The organism is Aquisalibacillus elongatus, from assembly GCF_003843875.1.
Lineage (GTDB): Bacteria > Bacillota > Bacilli > Bacillales > Alkalibacillaceae > Aquisalibacillus > Aquisalibacillus elongatus.
In genome coordinates this window covers 145,236-161,049 of sequence record NZ_RKRF01000010.1, presented here as the reverse complement: position 1 = coordinate 161,049, position 15,814 = coordinate 145,236, and the positions used below count along the sequence as shown (strand labels likewise).

Annotated in this window: 13 protein-coding genes; 5 read left to right on the top strand and 8 right to left on the bottom strand. The window is 35.6% G+C overall.

Going from position 1 to position 15,814, the window contains the following annotated elements; all coding sequences use genetic code 11:
- Positions 1-495 precede the first annotated feature (495 nt).
- Together EDC24_RS10690 and EDC24_RS10685 are read left to right on the top strand one after the other, a co-directional pair.
- The gene (locus EDC24_RS10690) at positions 496-1,716 is read left to right on the top strand and encodes a hemolysin family protein (RefSeq protein ID WP_124222412.1); all 1,221 of its coding nucleotides are present in this window, start codon (positions 496-498) and stop codon (positions 1,714-1,716) included.
- A 13-nt stretch (positions 1,717-1,729) separates the two neighbouring features.
- Positions 1,730-2,275 carry a histidine phosphatase family protein gene (locus tag EDC24_RS10685; RefSeq protein ID WP_124222410.1) on the top strand — a complete coding sequence of 182 codons (546 nt, stop codon included), beginning with the start codon at positions 1,730-1,732 and terminating at the stop codon, positions 2,273-2,275.
- Positions 2,276-2,301: 26 nt separating this feature from the next.
- Here EDC24_RS10685 and EDC24_RS10680 read toward each other — a convergent pair whose 3' ends face one another.
- The 3 genes from EDC24_RS10680 to EDC24_RS10670 form a co-directional block, all read right to left on the bottom strand.
- Positions 2,302-2,487: a hypothetical protein gene (locus EDC24_RS10680; protein ID WP_124222408.1), complete on the bottom strand. Its 186-nt coding sequence runs from the start codon at positions 2,485-2,487 to the stop codon at positions 2,302-2,304.
- 90 nt (positions 2,488-2,577) lie between these two features.
- The gene (locus EDC24_RS10675; protein ID WP_124222406.1) at positions 2,578-3,243 is read right to left on the bottom strand and encodes a YetF domain-containing protein; all 666 of its coding nucleotides are present in this window, start codon (positions 3,241-3,243) and stop codon (positions 2,578-2,580) included.
- Positions 3,244-3,315: 72 nt separating this feature from the next.
- A complete protein-coding gene (locus EDC24_RS10670) occupies positions 3,316-3,891 on the bottom strand; it encodes a TetR/AcrR family transcriptional regulator (RefSeq protein WP_124222404.1) in 576 nt (191 codons plus the stop codon).
- A gap of 273 nt (positions 3,892-4,164) precedes the next feature.
- Here EDC24_RS10670 and EDC24_RS10665 point away from each other — a divergent pair, with 273 nt between their 5' ends.
- Together EDC24_RS10665 and EDC24_RS10660 are read left to right on the top strand one after the other, a co-directional pair.
- Positions 4,165-6,105: an efflux RND transporter permease subunit gene (locus tag EDC24_RS10665; RefSeq protein ID WP_245998120.1), complete on the top strand. Its 1,941-nt coding sequence runs from the start codon at positions 4,165-4,167 to the stop codon at positions 6,103-6,105.
- Positions 6,106-6,107: 2 nt separating this feature from the next.
- A complete protein-coding gene (locus EDC24_RS10660; protein WP_245998117.1) occupies positions 6,108-7,916 on the top strand; it encodes a coiled-coil domain-containing protein in 1,809 nt (602 codons plus the stop codon).
- Between the two features lie 185 nt (positions 7,917-8,101).
- Here EDC24_RS10660 and rpoN read toward each other — a convergent pair whose 3' ends face one another.
- The 5 genes from rpoN to EDC24_RS10635 all read right to left on the bottom strand — a co-directional run bounded on the left by rpoN (position 8,102) and on the right by EDC24_RS10635 (position 14,059).
- Positions 8,102-9,379 carry an RNA polymerase factor sigma-54 gene (gene rpoN, locus EDC24_RS10655; protein ID WP_124222398.1) on the bottom strand — a complete coding sequence of 426 codons (1,278 nt, stop codon included), beginning with the start codon at positions 9,377-9,379 and terminating at the stop codon, positions 8,102-8,104.
- Positions 9,380-9,494: 115 nt separating this feature from the next.
- The gene (gene nhaC / locus EDC24_RS10650; protein WP_124222396.1) at positions 9,495-10,904 is read right to left on the bottom strand and encodes a Na+/H+ antiporter NhaC; all 1,410 of its coding nucleotides are present in this window, start codon (positions 10,902-10,904) and stop codon (positions 9,495-9,497) included.
- A gap of 52 nt (positions 10,905-10,956) precedes the next feature.
- Positions 10,957-11,844, bottom strand: coding sequence for a proline racemase family protein (locus tag EDC24_RS10645; protein WP_124222394.1), 888 nt, complete (start codon positions 11,842-11,844; stop codon positions 10,957-10,959).
- An 11-nt stretch (positions 11,845-11,855) separates the two neighbouring features.
- Positions 11,856-12,878 carry a proline racemase family protein gene (locus EDC24_RS10640; protein ID WP_124222392.1) on the bottom strand — a complete coding sequence of 341 codons (1,023 nt, stop codon included), beginning with the start codon at positions 12,876-12,878 and terminating at the stop codon, positions 11,856-11,858.
- Positions 12,875-14,059: an NAD(P)/FAD-dependent oxidoreductase gene (locus tag EDC24_RS10635; protein WP_124222390.1), complete on the bottom strand. Its 1,185-nt coding sequence runs from the start codon at positions 14,057-14,059 to the stop codon at positions 12,875-12,877. The genes EDC24_RS10640 and EDC24_RS10635 overlap by 4 nt, the downstream gene beginning before the upstream one ends.
- A gap of 154 nt (positions 14,060-14,213) precedes the next feature.
- Between EDC24_RS10635 and EDC24_RS10630 the strand changes: the two genes are divergently transcribed.
- Positions 14,214-15,812, top strand: coding sequence for a sigma-54 interaction domain-containing protein (locus EDC24_RS10630; protein WP_245998116.1), 1,599 nt, complete (start codon positions 14,214-14,216; stop codon positions 15,810-15,812).
- The last annotated feature ends 2 nt before the right edge of the window (positions 15,813-15,814 follow it).

Genomic DNA, 15,814 nt, shown 5'->3' with positions numbered 1-15,814 from the left:
ATTGAACTTTTTATTGAACACATCATGAATTGTGATTCACTTTCGAACTACTCTTAAAGTTCATTTATCTACCAAGATATGCTTCCATTTTCTGAAAACTTTATATACACTTATACTATATTTACTAGGGAAATGGGGTTATAAGATGTTTGAATGGATTTCAAGTGATCGCTTGGTTATTACCACTTATAGCGCTCTTAAGTTTAAAACATAAATGGCTAGCTATTATCAGTTTAGTGTTGGGGTTTGATATTCTATATCAAATAACGAGTACATTGATATGGGATTGTCATTACTGTAGTATTTATGATGGGACAATTAGCCTTTTTACTTCAACGGGATATGTATTATTAGGATTCTCGTTATATATTATGGCTTATGTTTTTTCATCTTTATGTCGTTGGCGACGATCTAGAAATTCATAGAAGCATTGTTAGCCTTTACCTCTAACTGGGTATTATAATACTATTAGTTCGTACATAAGGAGGACCTATTTTGATATTCGCCATAATTGCGCTGATTTTCGTTTCTTTCTTTTTCTCTGGAAGCGAAACAGCTTTAACAGCTACCAATCATATGAAATTACAATCGAAGGCAAAAAATGGAGACAAAAAATCAGAGAAGTTATTAAATCTCGTACAAAAACCAAATGAATTCATTACTTCCATATTAATTGGTAATAACATATCAAACATTGTCCTCCCAACGCTTGTGACGACAATGGCAATCCAATATGGGTTCGATGTGGCAACGGCGACGGCTATCTTAACGATCACGATTATCATCGTTGCTGAAGTGATCCCTAAATCAGTGGCAGCAGCATTTCCGGACCGAATTTCGTATATCGTTTATCCGGTGATTCGGGCAGTGGTCACCATTTTTAAACCGATTACCATCGTCTTAAATTGGATGACTGATTCAATCACGAGAAGGTTATCTAAAGGCGAAAAAACACAGTATTCCTTTTCCAAAGAGGAATTTAAAGCGATGATTGATATTGCAGATTCAGAAGGCACCTTTCATGATGAAGAGTCCTTCAGAATTAAAGGCGTTCTCGACTTTCAAAATTTAAATGTCAAAGATGTGCTTCAAACACCTCGAATTGAAATTGTTTCACTAGACGCGGAGTCGACTTTTGAAGAAGTTCGAGATGTGATCATTCAAAATCCTTACACGAGGTACCCGATTACTGACGGGGACATTGATCATATCATTGGAGTTTTTCATTCAAAATTTTTCATTCAATGGTCGACTCAACCTGAAAAATCGCTTCAATCGACTAGTGATATGGATCCGTTAATTGTTTATGAGTTTCAGTCCATTGAACATGTGTTTCGGGAGATGACAAAACATAATAAACATATCGCGATTGTGCTGGACGAATATGGTGGTACTGAAGGCATTGTGACCCATGAAGATATCATTGAAGCCATGATTGGATTGGAGATTGAGGATGAAATCGATGCTGAAAATGATTCGATGATTGAGAAAATTACCGATACTGAAATCATTTGTGACGGTAAAATACCGTTAAGGCGCTTAAATGCTGTTTTCAATACGGAAATTCCAGAAGAAGAAGATGTCTTATCTGGATTTTTACTTAAAGAAATCAACGACTTTCCAGATGAAAACGACGTCATTGAACGACACAACTTATCCTTTAAAATATTAGAAATCGACGAAAGATCCATCAAAAAAGTACAGATTGTGAAGTAACAGGAGGGGAACTATGCAGAAAAACATTTATATCATCAGACACTGTCAGGCAGAAGGCCAACATCCAGAAGCTCCACTGACAAACAAAGGGTTTAAGCAAGCTGATGAGTTGTCTCATTTTCTAAGTGAATTTGAGCTAGACCATGTGATCTCAAGCCCTTTTCTAAGGGCGGTTCAAACGATTAGACCTTATATCATAAAAGAAAAAATGAGTTTGGAAATTGATGAACGCTTGTCTGAGCGTGTGTTAAGTAATGAGCATTTTTCAGATTGGCTTGAAAAACTCCGGACAACATTCAATCAAATGGATTTAAAATATGAAGGTGGGGAATCGAGCAACGAAGCCCAAGGCCGTATTATCAATGTAATCAACGAAATCTTAGACAGTGAACACCAAAACGTGGCAATAGTTACGCACGGTGGGATTATGTCATTACTTTTAAAGTATTATGAAGATGCATTTGGGTTTAACGAATGGCAAGGTTTGACTCGTCCAGACGTTTATCAACTCACAATTTCCAATGAGGGTCATGACCTCAACAGGTTATGGGAGAATTAAAAAAATGAATAGGGCTCCCCTATTCATTATCTAAATGGCCTATTAGATTTTGCTTTAGTAAAAGCTTTTTCAACGTTCTTCTCATGTTCTGTTTTATCTCGGTAGGGTGTATAAATATACTTTTTATTCTTTTTCTGTCTTCGTTTATCTAGATAAATCATCCAAATGATAATTATTATAACAACTAAAATCCATAAGATATCAATCACCACTATATTTAATCCCCCATGTTAAAACATCTTTAAATTCATTCTAACAAAATTTAATAAGATTTTCTTTTGATTATAATTTTGATAAATGAATTAATGTTTCACATCATCATCTTTTTGATCGATATAAAGACTACCATCAGGCTGGACTTCTGCGTAAAAAACTTCATCCAGAGATTGAATTCCATTTTGGTTTAATTTTTCCTTCACCCATTTTTCATCTAAATCTAACCTGGATAAATTTTTATAATTAATGACACCATCGGACACGACTTCCGTAGCAGTTGGGTAGACCGTCTGATTAGGGCTATCACTATATTTCATTACAGATAATTCTCCGCTTGTTTCAAAAATTGCATATTTAACATCCGTTAAATTGAATACATTTTTCTTCCTTAATAAAGCTTTTAATGAATCCATATCCAACCGGGAATGTTGCAAGGATTCTTCCATTATTTTCCCTTCCTTAATCACTATTATGGGTTCTCCCGTCGAATATTTACGAACCTTTTTAAACTTAATATCAATATATCCCATGAGCAATGTAAAAACTGTCCAGGATAATAAAGCGATAATACCATTACGGATACTTAAACTAGAGTCGATGGCAAAGCTTGCTGCTATTGCACCAATTGAGATAGCTGAGACAAAATTAAAAAACGTTAATTGACTGATTTCCTTCTTTCCCATTAATCTTGCCAAAACCAATAAAATAAAAAATGCTAGAAAAAGTCTTAATATAAGTTGATCTAGTTCCACCTATAACCATCCTCTACTTTTTGGCCATAGTTTGTGCAATGATATTCGTTTAAAACATATAGATTAGGTCTATTATCTATTTTCTCCCATTATGCTCAATCCATTATTCGTAAACTGACTGATCATCTCTGACATCTCCTTCGGTGACTGATTCATATCTTGATTAATCCAATCTTTAATGACATTAATTGCACCACTCACAATAAACGTACTGAGATAACGGTTATAGGATTCGTCTCCTTTATTTATAGGCATCCAATTATTCATTAAAAATTGTTGAGCAATATTCATCATCCGTTTTTCAAAAGTTGGATCGACGTTTTGATTTAATAAGGTTTGAAATGTATGCTTATTTTCAATAATGTACTCGAGTAATTTTTGTGTCATTAGTTTAGATTCTTCTTCAATCGTAAACTGATAACTGCTCAAATATGCTCGGAGGTCTTGTGCAATCTCCTCTTCTATTTGCTCTAATAAGTCATAATGGTCCGAGTAGTGTGTATAAAATGTAGAACGGTTTATATCTGCTTTTTCACAAAGCTCTTTGACCGTTATCGAAGAGATTGATTTTTCACTAAGTAAGGAGATTAAACTTTCCTTTAAAACTCTCCGGGTATATTTTTTTCGTCGATCTAGTTTTTGACTCATTTGAATCGACTCCTTTTTTGACAATTTTGTATCAATCCAACACATTTTCGGTATATGTTGAGAAACTGACACTCAATCGTAAACTGTTTGTTGAATATCCAACACGGTGTCCATATAATAATAAAGTGGATTTAGGTTATATGCAAGAGAGGATGAAGCCTTATTGATCTATCAACACGAATCATAAATAATCGGAAATTTATTGTTATAGGATTTATCATAATAGCCTTAGTTAGCGCCATTGCCCAATTTGGCGTTTCGGTCAACTATAATATGGTGGATTATTTGTCAGATGATTCGCCTTCGATGGAAGCTACAGACCTAATGGAAGAAGAATTTGACGAACCCATTACCAATGCTCGTGTTATGGTTCGTGATGTATCTATTACTGAGGCTCTATCATATAAGGAGAAATTAGAAGCAATCGATGGTGTTTCAAACGTTATGTGGCTTGATGATGCCATTGATATTAAAACACCTTTAGAAGTTGCAAATGAAGATACTATCGAATCTTATTATCAAGATGACTTCGCGTTATACTCGATTCACGTTCAAGAGGGTGATGAAGTCGAGGTTACGGAGGAAATTTACGATTTAATTGGTGAAGATGGTGCGTTAGCGGGAGATGCTGTTGATACTGCCAATTCTCAAAAAATGACTGGGAGTGAAACGATCAATGCGGCAGCACTCCTCATACCAATTATTATCATTATTTTAATTATCTCGACTCATTCCTGGATGGAACCTGTCTTTTTCCTAACGGCGATCGGTGTTTCAGTCATTATTAATATGGGGACGAATATCTTTATCGGAGAAATTTCGTTTGTGACTCAATCGGTTGCTCCGATTTTACAACTCGCCGTTTCGCTCGACTACGCCATATTCTTACTGCATAGTTTCTCAAGCTATCGGAAGGAAATTGCTGATCCTAAGGAAGCAATGCATAAAGCGATGAAGCAGTCCTTCCCTGCGATTACGGCTAGTGCGAGCACAACATTCTTTGGCTTTATGGCGTTAACGTTTATGGATTTTGGCATCGGTGCCGATTTAGGGGTTAACTTAGTTAAAGGGATTTTATTCAGTTATATTAGCGTTGTTATTTTCTTACCAGCGCTAACGTTAATGTTCTATAAATGGATTGATAAAACGCAACATAGACCCATTGTTCCTGATTTTAAACGCGTTGGACGCCGCGTAATGAAATTCCGAGTGCCTAGTTTAATACTTGTCATACTGTTCATTGTGCCAGCATTTTTAGCACAAAGTGAAACATCATTTATTTATGGCATGGGTGAAGCGCCCGATAATACGCGCTTAGGTATGGATGAAGCTGCGATTGAAGATGAGTTCGGCCAAAATACGCCAATGGTTCTATTAGTTCCAAATGGCGATGTCGCAAAAGAAGAAGAACTCATCCAAGAGTTAGAAAGTTTACCTAACGTCTCAAGCACAGTTTCGTATGTTAATACGGTTAGCTCGGGGATTCCATCAGATTATTTAGATGAATCGATGACCGAGCAATTTTATTCCGATGATTATGCTCGGATCACCCTCCATACGAAAACTGATAATGAGGGCGACCGTGCCTTTTCATTAATTGAAGACGTTGAGGATATAGCTGAATCATACTATGATGACGTTCACTTGCTTGGTGAAAGTGTTACGTTATATGACATTAAACACACGGTTGAAGCAGATAATACGGTTGTTAACTTACTTACCGTTATAACGATTGCTATAGTCTTACTGATTACCTTTAAATCGATCACTATACCAATTGTCTTACTGCTTACGATACAATCAGCGGTCTGGTTTAACTTGTCAGTCCCATACTTTACCGATACTCCGCTCGTTTACGTCGGATATTTAATCATTAGTACGGTACAGCTAGCCGCAACGGTAGACTACGGGATATTATTTACCGAATATTATACAAAAGTCCGTCAGCGCATGCCGGCATTAAAAGCGATTAAGAAGACCATTGATGATAAAACATTTGCGATCTTTATATCTGCTTCGATTTTATCAAGTGTTGGGTTTATTCTTGGTTGGACGTCAACGAATCCAATTGTCTCATCAATTGGTATGCTATTAGGAAGAGGTGCCCTGTTGGCATTTATTTTAGTCGTCTTCTTCCTTCCTGCCATGTTACTTGTGTCGGATAAAATAATTGAAAAAACGACGTTAAACACGAAATTTTACAAAGGGGAATGAGCATGAAACGAATTTTGTTAATCTTGATGTCATGTTTACTTGTCATCCCGACTTTTCTTGTATCAGCTACTTCTGATACATCGAATGAAGAAGATTCGCCTAGTGGCGAAGGCATTTATTCAGAAAAACATGAAGTTGTTTACGCCACGCTTCAGGCAACTGGTGAACAAGATGGCATGTACATTGTCAATAATTTTAATATTGAAGAGCCAGGTAAAATAACGGATTACGGAGAGTATACGACGGTCAAAAATTTAACAGATTTAACTGAGATTACTCAAAACGAGCAACAAGTAGAATTCACAGCAAAAGACGAGCAATTTTTCTATCAAGGTGATTTAAATGGTAAACCACTACCTTGGGATATTGATATCAATTACTCGCTTAATGGTGAGTCACTCTCAGCTGATGAGCTGCTCGGAAATGATGGAAAGCTTCAAATTGATATTGATACGACACAAAATGATGAAGCTGACACCATTTTTTATAACAATTATTTATTACAAATTTCTGTTCCATTAGATTCTGAAATCTATCAAAACATCGAAACGGATGAAGGCATCGTTGCCAATGCCGGCAAAAACAAACAAGTGACTTTTACTGTTATGCCTGAAAAAGACGGTAATTTTACAATCGAAGCTGATGTAAAAAATCTTGAGCTTGAAAGTTTTGAAATAACAGCAATGCCTTCAACCATGTCAGTTGATTCTCCAGATTCGGATGACATGACTGAAGATATGGAGTCATTATCCGATGCGACAGCTGAAGTGAACGACGGTTTGAAAGAGTTAAAAGGTGGCATTTCGGATCTAAATGATGGTGTGTCAGAATTAGAAAATGGCTCTGGAGACTATCAAACAGGAATACATGACCTTGACGGTGGCTCAGCTGAGTTAATTGAAGGCTCAGGGTCCATCGATCAGGCACTTGAAGAAATGAGTCAGTCGTTAAATCAAGGTGAAAGTTTTGATACTAGTGAGTTAAGAGAATTACAAGAAGGATTACTTCAAATTGCATCTGGTTTAGAAGAAACTGAAGAAGGCTTGACTGAATTGAAAGATGGTTACGAAGAAGCTTATAACGCACTTGATGACTCAATGCAGGGAATTCCTGAAGGTGACTTGTCTGAAGAGGAACTTGCTGAAGTCGTTCAAAATAATCCTGAATCAGAAGCAGTTCAGAAACTAGTCGAAACGTACGAAGCTGCTCAAGTAGCCAAAGGCACTTATGCGCAGGTTAACGATGCATTTCAGCAAGTTAGCCCAACATTAGATCAAGTCATTGGTTCGCTTGAGGAGATGAGAACAAACCTTGAGACGATGGCAAGTGAGCTTGATACGAGCCTAAATGAAATGGATTCTAATGGATCGCTTAATGAACTACAAGAAGGCCTCGACCAGCTTTCAACTGAGTATAAAACTTTCCATTCAGGATTAGTCGACTATACCAACGGCGTAAGCGAGCTTTCAAACTCATACGATGGCCTTCACAACGGTATTACTGACCTATCAAGCGGAACAAGTGAGTTAGAAAATGGTGCGGCTGAATTACACGACGGTACAACCGAACTGATGGAGTCTACGAGCGACTTACCTGAAGAAATGCAGAACGAAATTGATAACATGATTAATGAATACGATAAATCCGATTTCGAACCCGTGTCTTTCGTCTCACCAAAAAATGAAAAAGTCGAAACCGTCCAATTTGTCATTAAAACAGAAAGCATCAAGCACGACGATGAAGACGAAGAAGAACCCGAGGAAGAAGAACCAAAAGGATTTTGGGAAAAATTAATGGATCTGTTTAGATAAGTAAAGCTCACCCGGCTAAAGTCGGGTGAGCTTTTTATGGTTGAGCATGTTGGTATTGCTTGCTTAAAATAGATCATGTTAAATCAATATTAATCATTAGTATTAATTAACCTTTGTTAATAATTAAAATAAGACGACATAAAACTTAAAGGTTTCCTTTTTTAAAAAAACTGTAAAAGTGATCATTAAAACTGTTTTCTATTTCTAGAGGAAGGAATATTTAACTCCTCACGATATTTACTAACTGCTCTTCTCGAAACCTCAATTCCTTCTTTAGCGAAGATATCGGATATTTTCTGGTCTGAGTAAGGCTTTTCCTTATTTTCTTCACTGATGATTTCTCTCATGCGAACTTTAACCTTTTCACGTGATACGAATTCACCATCTAAAGAGGCTAGTTTAGAAGAGAAAAATACCCGCATATCGAACAATCCTACAGGCGTTCTTATAACCTTATTTTTTGTAGCTCTACTAATTGTTGATTCGTGTACACCTATTTCATCAGCAACTTCCTTCATAGTCAAAGGATTTAAAGCTGAAATGCCATGCTCAAAAAACTCTTTTTGAATGCTAATAATAGCTTTAGTAATGCTTAAAAGAGTCATTCTTCTTTGCTCTATACTGTTTAATAACCATTTAAAATTTTGATACGACCTATGATAATAGTCCTTTTGATTTTCTAATGTTTTTAATAGCCTTGCATTCTTTTCACTAAATGAGATTTTGGGCAAATAATCGTCAACCAATTTAACAATTAGTTGATTATTTTCAAACTTAACTTCAATATCAGGAATCCAGTTCTCATTAATGTAGTTTAAGTGACTACAAGGTTTAGGATTTAATTCCTGAATTTGAGAAAAAGCGTTTTCAATTTCTAATATATCTGAATTCAAACAGTCGGAAATCTTTCGTAGGTCTCTGGATGCCAAATCTTCAAGGTGATTTGTAACTAACTTTTGTAATAAACAATCATCAGGAAAGTAATAGCAAGCTTGTAAGTATAAACATTCTCTTAAATCTCTTGAACCAACACCTACTGGTTCTAAACCTTGGAGGTGATTTATAGCTGTTACTAATATATCATCATTAATTTTTAAAAGTTGCTTTAATTCATGGTTACCGACTTCTAAATACCCATTTTCATCTAAGTTATGTACTAAATAATATAAGATATGCTTCATACTATGACTCATATTTAATTCATTAATTTGTTCTATTAACATCTCCTGCATGCCTTTTTCATCACTAACAATTTCCTCTATTGTGTTACTGGTATTAACAGTAGAGAGTTTGTTACCAAAATATTGTTCTGTCTCTTCTATTTCAATTAAAGGATTTTCTAGATGTTGTTCATGTATAAATTGATATAAATCATAAGTGGAGTATTGTAAAAGTGATATCGCCTGTTTTAAGTTTTGAGTCATTACTATTTTTTGCTTTTGTTCAACGACTAGATTTAACACTATTTTAACTAACCTCCCTTCTTAATAGTATATTATAAAATTTGAGTATTATCTAATTATTCCGAAAATTAAAAGTAGCTACACTTACATTTGTGTAGCTACTTTTAATAAATTCTTAACTAGCCTTCTCCGAATTATCAACAGTATGATCATTAGTGTACCAGATAAATTTATTCGAAAATCCGTATATTAATGAAATTAAAACTACTAGTAGGTTGAACCATAAAAATGGCAAGTAAGTTAAAGTTGAGACACCTAAAGTTGCTGCCATAAATATTCCTCCATCAGACCAAGGTACCATAGGGGTTGTGACTGTACCACCTGCCTCAGTATTTCTTGATAATAGTCTTCTATCTAAATTAAGTCTGTCATAGTTTTCTTCAGTCATTTTACTTGCGGTTATTAGGGACACATACGCTGCCCCTCCAAAGAAGTTACCAAAGAATCCTGATAGCATAGTAGATAAAGTTGTTTTCCCTGCATTATCTGCCCAAGATAACAACTTGACACAAATAGCTCTTAAAATGCCTGTTTGTTCCATTAAGCCACCTACACCAAGAGCAAATAAGATAAGGACGATAACTTCTAACATGAACGTGATTCCACCACGATTCAGTAAATTATCAATAAAATCTACACCAGATTCGATAGTACTTCCTGTATAAATACTAGTGAATGCTTCTAAAGGCGCCAATCCTTGAAATAGACCTGCCCATATAGAGCCAAGCAATGCTCCAAATAGAATAACTGGAATGGCTGGTTTCTTCATCGCTAATAGTGCAATAACAATTGCTGCAGGTATTAACATATACCAAGCGATATTAAAGTAGTTACTCAAGGATTGCATGGTTTGTTCTGCTTGTGAAAGGTCTCCACTTCCTCCATAGAAAAAGCCCATAACAATGAACAATAGACCTGCTATAACAAAAGCTGGGCCACTTACATACAACATACCTTTAATGTGCTCAATTACATTAACTTTCGATAAAGATGCTGTCATTACTGTGGTATCTGATAACGGGGATAGTTTATCACCAACATAACACCCTGAAATAACAGCACCTGCGACTAAAGCAATCGGCATTCCAAAACTTGCACCAATCCCCATCATTGCAATACCAGCTGTACCTGCTGATCCAAAAGAAGTACCAGTTGCCAATGAAGTGATGGCGCAAATTACAAATGCTGCGAATAAGAATATTGTGGGATCAATAATCGTTAAACCGAAATAAATAATACTCGGAACAATTCCTCCGGCTATCCAAGTACCAATTAAAGCACCTACTGATATTAGGACTAATACAGCTTCCATTCCATCAGTAATTCCTTTAATAATACCATTTTGCATCTGATAATACGTATACCCTATCCTCAGCCCAACAATCATAATTAAAAACCAAACAGTTAGTAAAGCTAATTGAATAGGTAATTCAAACTGCACGATGAACAAATACATGATGACAATGAAACCTACTAAGACAAAACCTACCTCTCCAAGCGTCGGTAACCTTTTTTCGTCGACCATAATTTCACTCTCCTTAATTTTTGGTAAGCGTTTTCATTTTTAGAAAAAACACTTACTTTATAATGAACCCATTTCTTAATGGATCATCCTCATCTAATACAAATTCACTTACGCTGGTTATAAAAACTTTGTTCTTCAATTCAATTTCAAGACTATTATGTTGTTTTTTCGCAGAAATAGAGTTTCCAAAAATATTGTAATTAGTAATGTTCAAGAGATCTTTTTGAATTAATAAAGCCATCGTACTGTCAATTCCAGGGGACCTTAAGATATGTCCATCATTCTCAAAAGTCATTGTCCTATATTCATCTAGATTCTTGTTTTCTACCAATATAATGCCATCGTATTTTTCATGATTTAAATTTAGTTCATTAACTTTATCCTTGCCCCATCTTTTAAGTGTAGTTAAGTAATCCATTTCGATTGCAGGAATTTCTTCTGGCAATGAGAAAATCCTGTACCGCCTTCCCCCATCAATTACAACCCAATTATCTTGAACTAACTTCTCAGTATCTTTATTTTCTATTAAAACCCTTAATACCGTACCTCTATTAAATTCGACTTCCAATTGATAGACCCCTAAGTAAGTTTCTATTTTATACTTACCATTAGGTTTGACTTCGAGATTTCCAGTTTCTATTAACGAAACTGTTGTTGCTATTAAAGCTCCAATTTTGAATGTTGCGGAACCATTGTGCGTGAAAAATAACAACCCAAAATCACTGTGGTTTGAAGGTAATGTCAGACATCCATTCATTCCCCTATGTCCCCTTGGTTCATTGAGCAATATTTCTTTAACTTGCGTAAATGATTGATTTAATTTATTTTGATTCTCCACAATGTTAGTACTGGTAAGACCGATTGGTGAATGAGTTACAATTCTAAACGCTTCCCCATCTACATGTGTATCAATTGTTGAGTACATTTTTGTCAAATTCATAAAAAACCTCCTTAGTGTCCATCCATTGGAGGAATGAGTAAAAATCCTTCTTTTAATGGATCTGATTCTTGATAGAAAAACTTATGAAACCCCATTACCCAAGCTGATCCCGTTATCTCCGAAGTTACTGCTTTGTAACCACTAAGAACTGTCTCTTCTTCGACTTTAGCTTTAAACAAAGAACCAACGATACTTTCATGTATAAAATCTTCGTCCTCTCCAACTAAACCTTTTTCGTAGAGTGTAGCAAGCTTTGCGGAAGTTCCAGTTCCACAAGGCGAACGATCAATTCCACCAGGCGGGACAACAACCGTATTTTTTAGTGTTGCCTCAGGATGTTTTGGTTTAGTTGAAAATTCGATGTGTGTTAATCCATTTATAAAAGGATGTTCAGGATGAATAACCTCATAATTTTGATTAATATGGTTTCGAATTTGTATAGCTGTATCTATAATTTGTGTTGCATTATGAGTCTCGAGTTCAAGATTTAATTGGTCAGCTTCTATAATCCCATAAAAGTTTCCACCATAAGCAACTTCACAAGTAATGTCTCCAATCCCTTCTACATTTGTTTCAATTGTTTTAAGTAAAAACGATGGTACATTGGAAAATGACACTTCTTTCGCTTTACCTTCGATTACTTTTACTTTCACGTCTACCAACCCTGCGGGTGTATCAAGTTTCATATGAGTAAAGGGTTCCTTCACATCAACTACTCCCGCTTCAATAAGTGCCGTGCAACAACCAATGGTGTCATGACCACACATAGGTAGATATCCTCCAGTTTCTATATAAACAACTCCGATATCAGCTTCAGGATGACATGGGTCCAGAAGAATTGCTCCTGACATAACATCATGTCCTCTTGGTTCGTTCATCAAGAATTTCCTAACCCAATCCATGTTCTCTTTTATATATAGCATCTTTTCAGACATCGTTTTTCCCTGGACAGGTGGCATACCATGAATGACAGTTCTAGTTGGGTTACCACCTGTATGTGTATCGATTGTCGTAAATAATTTGTTAAAATTCACGTATATTCCACCCTCTCTTTAAAACGATCATATCGTAGAGGTTCAATAGGTATGGATGTTGGCTTCTCATTGAGTAACTCTTCCATAACTTTCCCGGTAATAGCAGCTAAGCTTATCCCATCTCCTTCATGCCCTGCTGCTATGTAGAACCCTGGTACTTCATCAACATGTGAAATAATAGGGAGATGATCTTCAGTCCAAGGTCTTAAACCTGCGTATGTTCTAATCACTGTCATATCTGCCATTGTTGGGTAAAACCGTAATGCTCTTTTAGCTATTAGTTTAGTAACTTGGTGATTGACGACTGTGTCGAACCCTAAAAATTCTCTACTACTACCAATGAGAAAATTTTGGCTTTCAGTAGGTTCAAAAACTAAAGCCACTCCATATTGTTCAGTTAAGGTATCAACCTGTCTTTCTCCACCAAATTTTGAGATTAAATAACCAAATTCCATGACTTTCCTAAGTCCAACAGCCTCTTGTCTAGAAGCTACTATTAACTGTCCTTTTCTTGGTTTTATCGGAATATCAACCCCTACCATTTCTCCAATATATGGTGACCACACACCAGCTGCATTTACAACTTTATTTGCAGTGAATTTGCCTTTATTTGTTTCAATAATAAATTGATCATCAGCGTCTTTATAAAGGTGCTTAACCTCTGTGTCCTTATGAATTTTTGCTCCTTGTTTTTCGGCTTCTTCAAACATGGAAAAGGTAAACATATAAGGGTTGACGGTTGAATCCGTTTTACATTCCAAACCACCATAGAGGTCATCAGCAAAGTGTTTGGATTCATTTCTTAAATCCTCTCGATCCAACATATTAAAGTCTAATCCAGCTTCTTGTTGTTGCTTTACCCACTTTTGTGCTGCTTCCATCTCCAAATCATTTTCACAGACCAAAATACTTCCGGGGTTTCGATATTCAAAAGGGATTTTTAACTCTTTGTTAAGTTGTTCAACTAATTGTTGGCTCTTAAGTGACATTTGACTATCAAATCCAGGATCTTTGTCAATAGCCAAGATATTACCATCACACCTTGATGAAGTTCCACTGGCTATTTCACCTTTTTCAACTATAGTGATATCTAATCCATGTTTAGTTCCGTAATAAGAAATAGCTGCTCCCATAATTCCTCCACCGATTACCAGCACATCACTATGTGTGGCTTTTTTCATCTTCTCTCCCCCCTCTTCACTTAAGTATTATGCAATATCCGTGCCAAAAAAATCACCCTTAAATTTCTGAATATATTGAATAATTTATTTCTTTGTGTAAAAATTATTTTATGTAGTGTATAAATTTTTTTACATACCTAAAGGGGTTGGTCACATGACAAATTTATTTATGAACTCCAAGAGGCATTTTCATAGCTGCTTAGAACCTAAAGAGAATATCTCTAATTTTGTAAACGCTAACAATAATAGCAGTTTGAATGAAATTATTACTAAATTACAAGATGGCGAAAACGTCTATTTTGAGGATGAAGAAAGCAAGAATTCTGGATTTGTTAACTTAAAAAAGCTAAGCGGACTACTTCTAGAAGAGCTACAACACATAAAAGCTTACTTTCATACAGTTTTGGAGACAATTGATGAATCCTGCACGGTTATCGATAAAGATAAGAATGTTATGATTTGGACAAAAGGTGCAGAAAATATATTCTCTATTAAAAAAGAAGAGATTTTAGGTAAACCTATTACAGATTTTTTCTCACCAGATAAACTACAAGTATTAGAAACAATTGAAAACGGCACTTCACTCTATCATAGCCAACACGAAGCTAGAGATAATTTAGTTGTTATGATTAACTCCAACCCAATCCATCTAAATGATGATATTATAGGTGCAGTTGTATCCGAGACCGATATTACTAGCCAAATCAAAATGTATAATGAATTATACAATGCATCAGAGAAAGTTTTTAACCTTGAAAAAGAGGTTAATAAATATTTACCAAAAGAGGACCCCTTTCAGATTATTCGAGGTAATAGTGTTGTCCTTAATAAAACGATAAACTTATCAAAAAAAGCAGCAAAAACAAACACTAATATTCTGATTCATGGAGAAAGTGGAGTTGGTAAAGAATTATTCGCTAAAGCCATACACAATTTAAGAGAAGAGAGTTCTTCACCTTTCGTCGCCATTAACTGTGGCGCCATCCCAGAAGCTCTATTTGAGAGTGAGATGTTCGGGTATGAAAAAGGAGCTTTCTCAGGCGCAGATCAAAAAGGTAAAAAAGGTAAAGTCGAATTAGCTAAAGGTGGTACTTTATTCCTGGATGAAATTGGGGAAATGCCACTTGATATGCAAGTAAAAATGTTAAGACTACTTCAAGAGAGAAAGTTTTATCGTGTAGGTGGGACTAAAGAAATTGAAGTGGATTTTAGAATTATTGCGGCTACAAATAGGGATCTACGAACATTAGTTGATGAAGGTGAATTTAGGGAGGATTTATTTTACAGATTAAATGTTGTGAGTCTTGAGATACCACCTTTAAGGCTTAGACCCGAAGACATTATCGAATTAACTCATTACTTTTTACATGAAACCTCTATTAAATATAACAAAACAATAAAAGGCGTATCTCAAATGGTCATGCAAGCATTATTAAACCATAACTGGCCGGGAAATATTCGTGAACTAAAGAATGTTGTTGAGCGTCTTGTGGTTTTTGCAGAAGATGGAGAAGTCAGTATTGATGACCTTCCCTTTGAACACAGCACAACAAAGCCAAAAGCTGTACCTAACCATAACACAAACCATAATAATCAACTCTCACTAAACGAACAGTTACAGAACTATGAAAGAGACATTATTATATCCGAATTAAACAAAGCGAACGGAAATAAACAAGCTTGTGCAGAACAATTAAGTATTACGCGTGCTACATTGTACAATCGCATCAAGAAATTGGGTATCAAATTATAAAA

What these genes read in the sequence shown, in the direction of transcription:
- EDC24_RS10685 (WP_124222410.1), top strand. Translation starts at nt 1,730, where the DNA reads ATGCAGAAAAACATTTATATCATCAGACACTGTCAGGCAGAAGGCCAA.
- EDC24_RS10670 (WP_124222404.1), bottom strand. Translation starts at nt 3,891, where the DNA reads ATGAGTCAAAAACTAGATCGACGAAAAAAATATACCCGGAGAGTTTTA.
- EDC24_RS10665 (WP_245998120.1), top strand. Translation starts at nt 4,165, where the DNA reads ATGGTGGATTATTTGTCAGATGATTCGCCTTCGATGGAAGCTACAGAC.
- EDC24_RS10660 (WP_245998117.1), top strand. Translation starts at nt 6,108, where the DNA reads ATGAAACGAATTTTGTTAATCTTGATGTCATGTTTACTTGTCATCCCG.
- nhaC (WP_124222396.1), bottom strand. Translation starts at nt 10,904, where the DNA reads ATGGTCGACGAAAAAAGGTTACCGACGCTTGGAGAGGTAGGTTTTGTC.
- EDC24_RS10645 (WP_124222394.1), bottom strand. Translation starts at nt 11,844, where the DNA reads ATGAATTTGACAAAAATGTACTCAACAATTGATACACATGTAGATGGG.
- EDC24_RS10635 (WP_124222390.1), bottom strand. Translation starts at nt 14,059, where the DNA reads ATGAAAAAAGCCACACATAGTGATGTGCTGGTAATCGGTGGAGGAATT.
- EDC24_RS10630 (WP_245998116.1), top strand. Translation starts at nt 14,214, where the DNA reads ATGACAAATTTATTTATGAACTCCAAGAGGCATTTTCATAGCTGCTTA.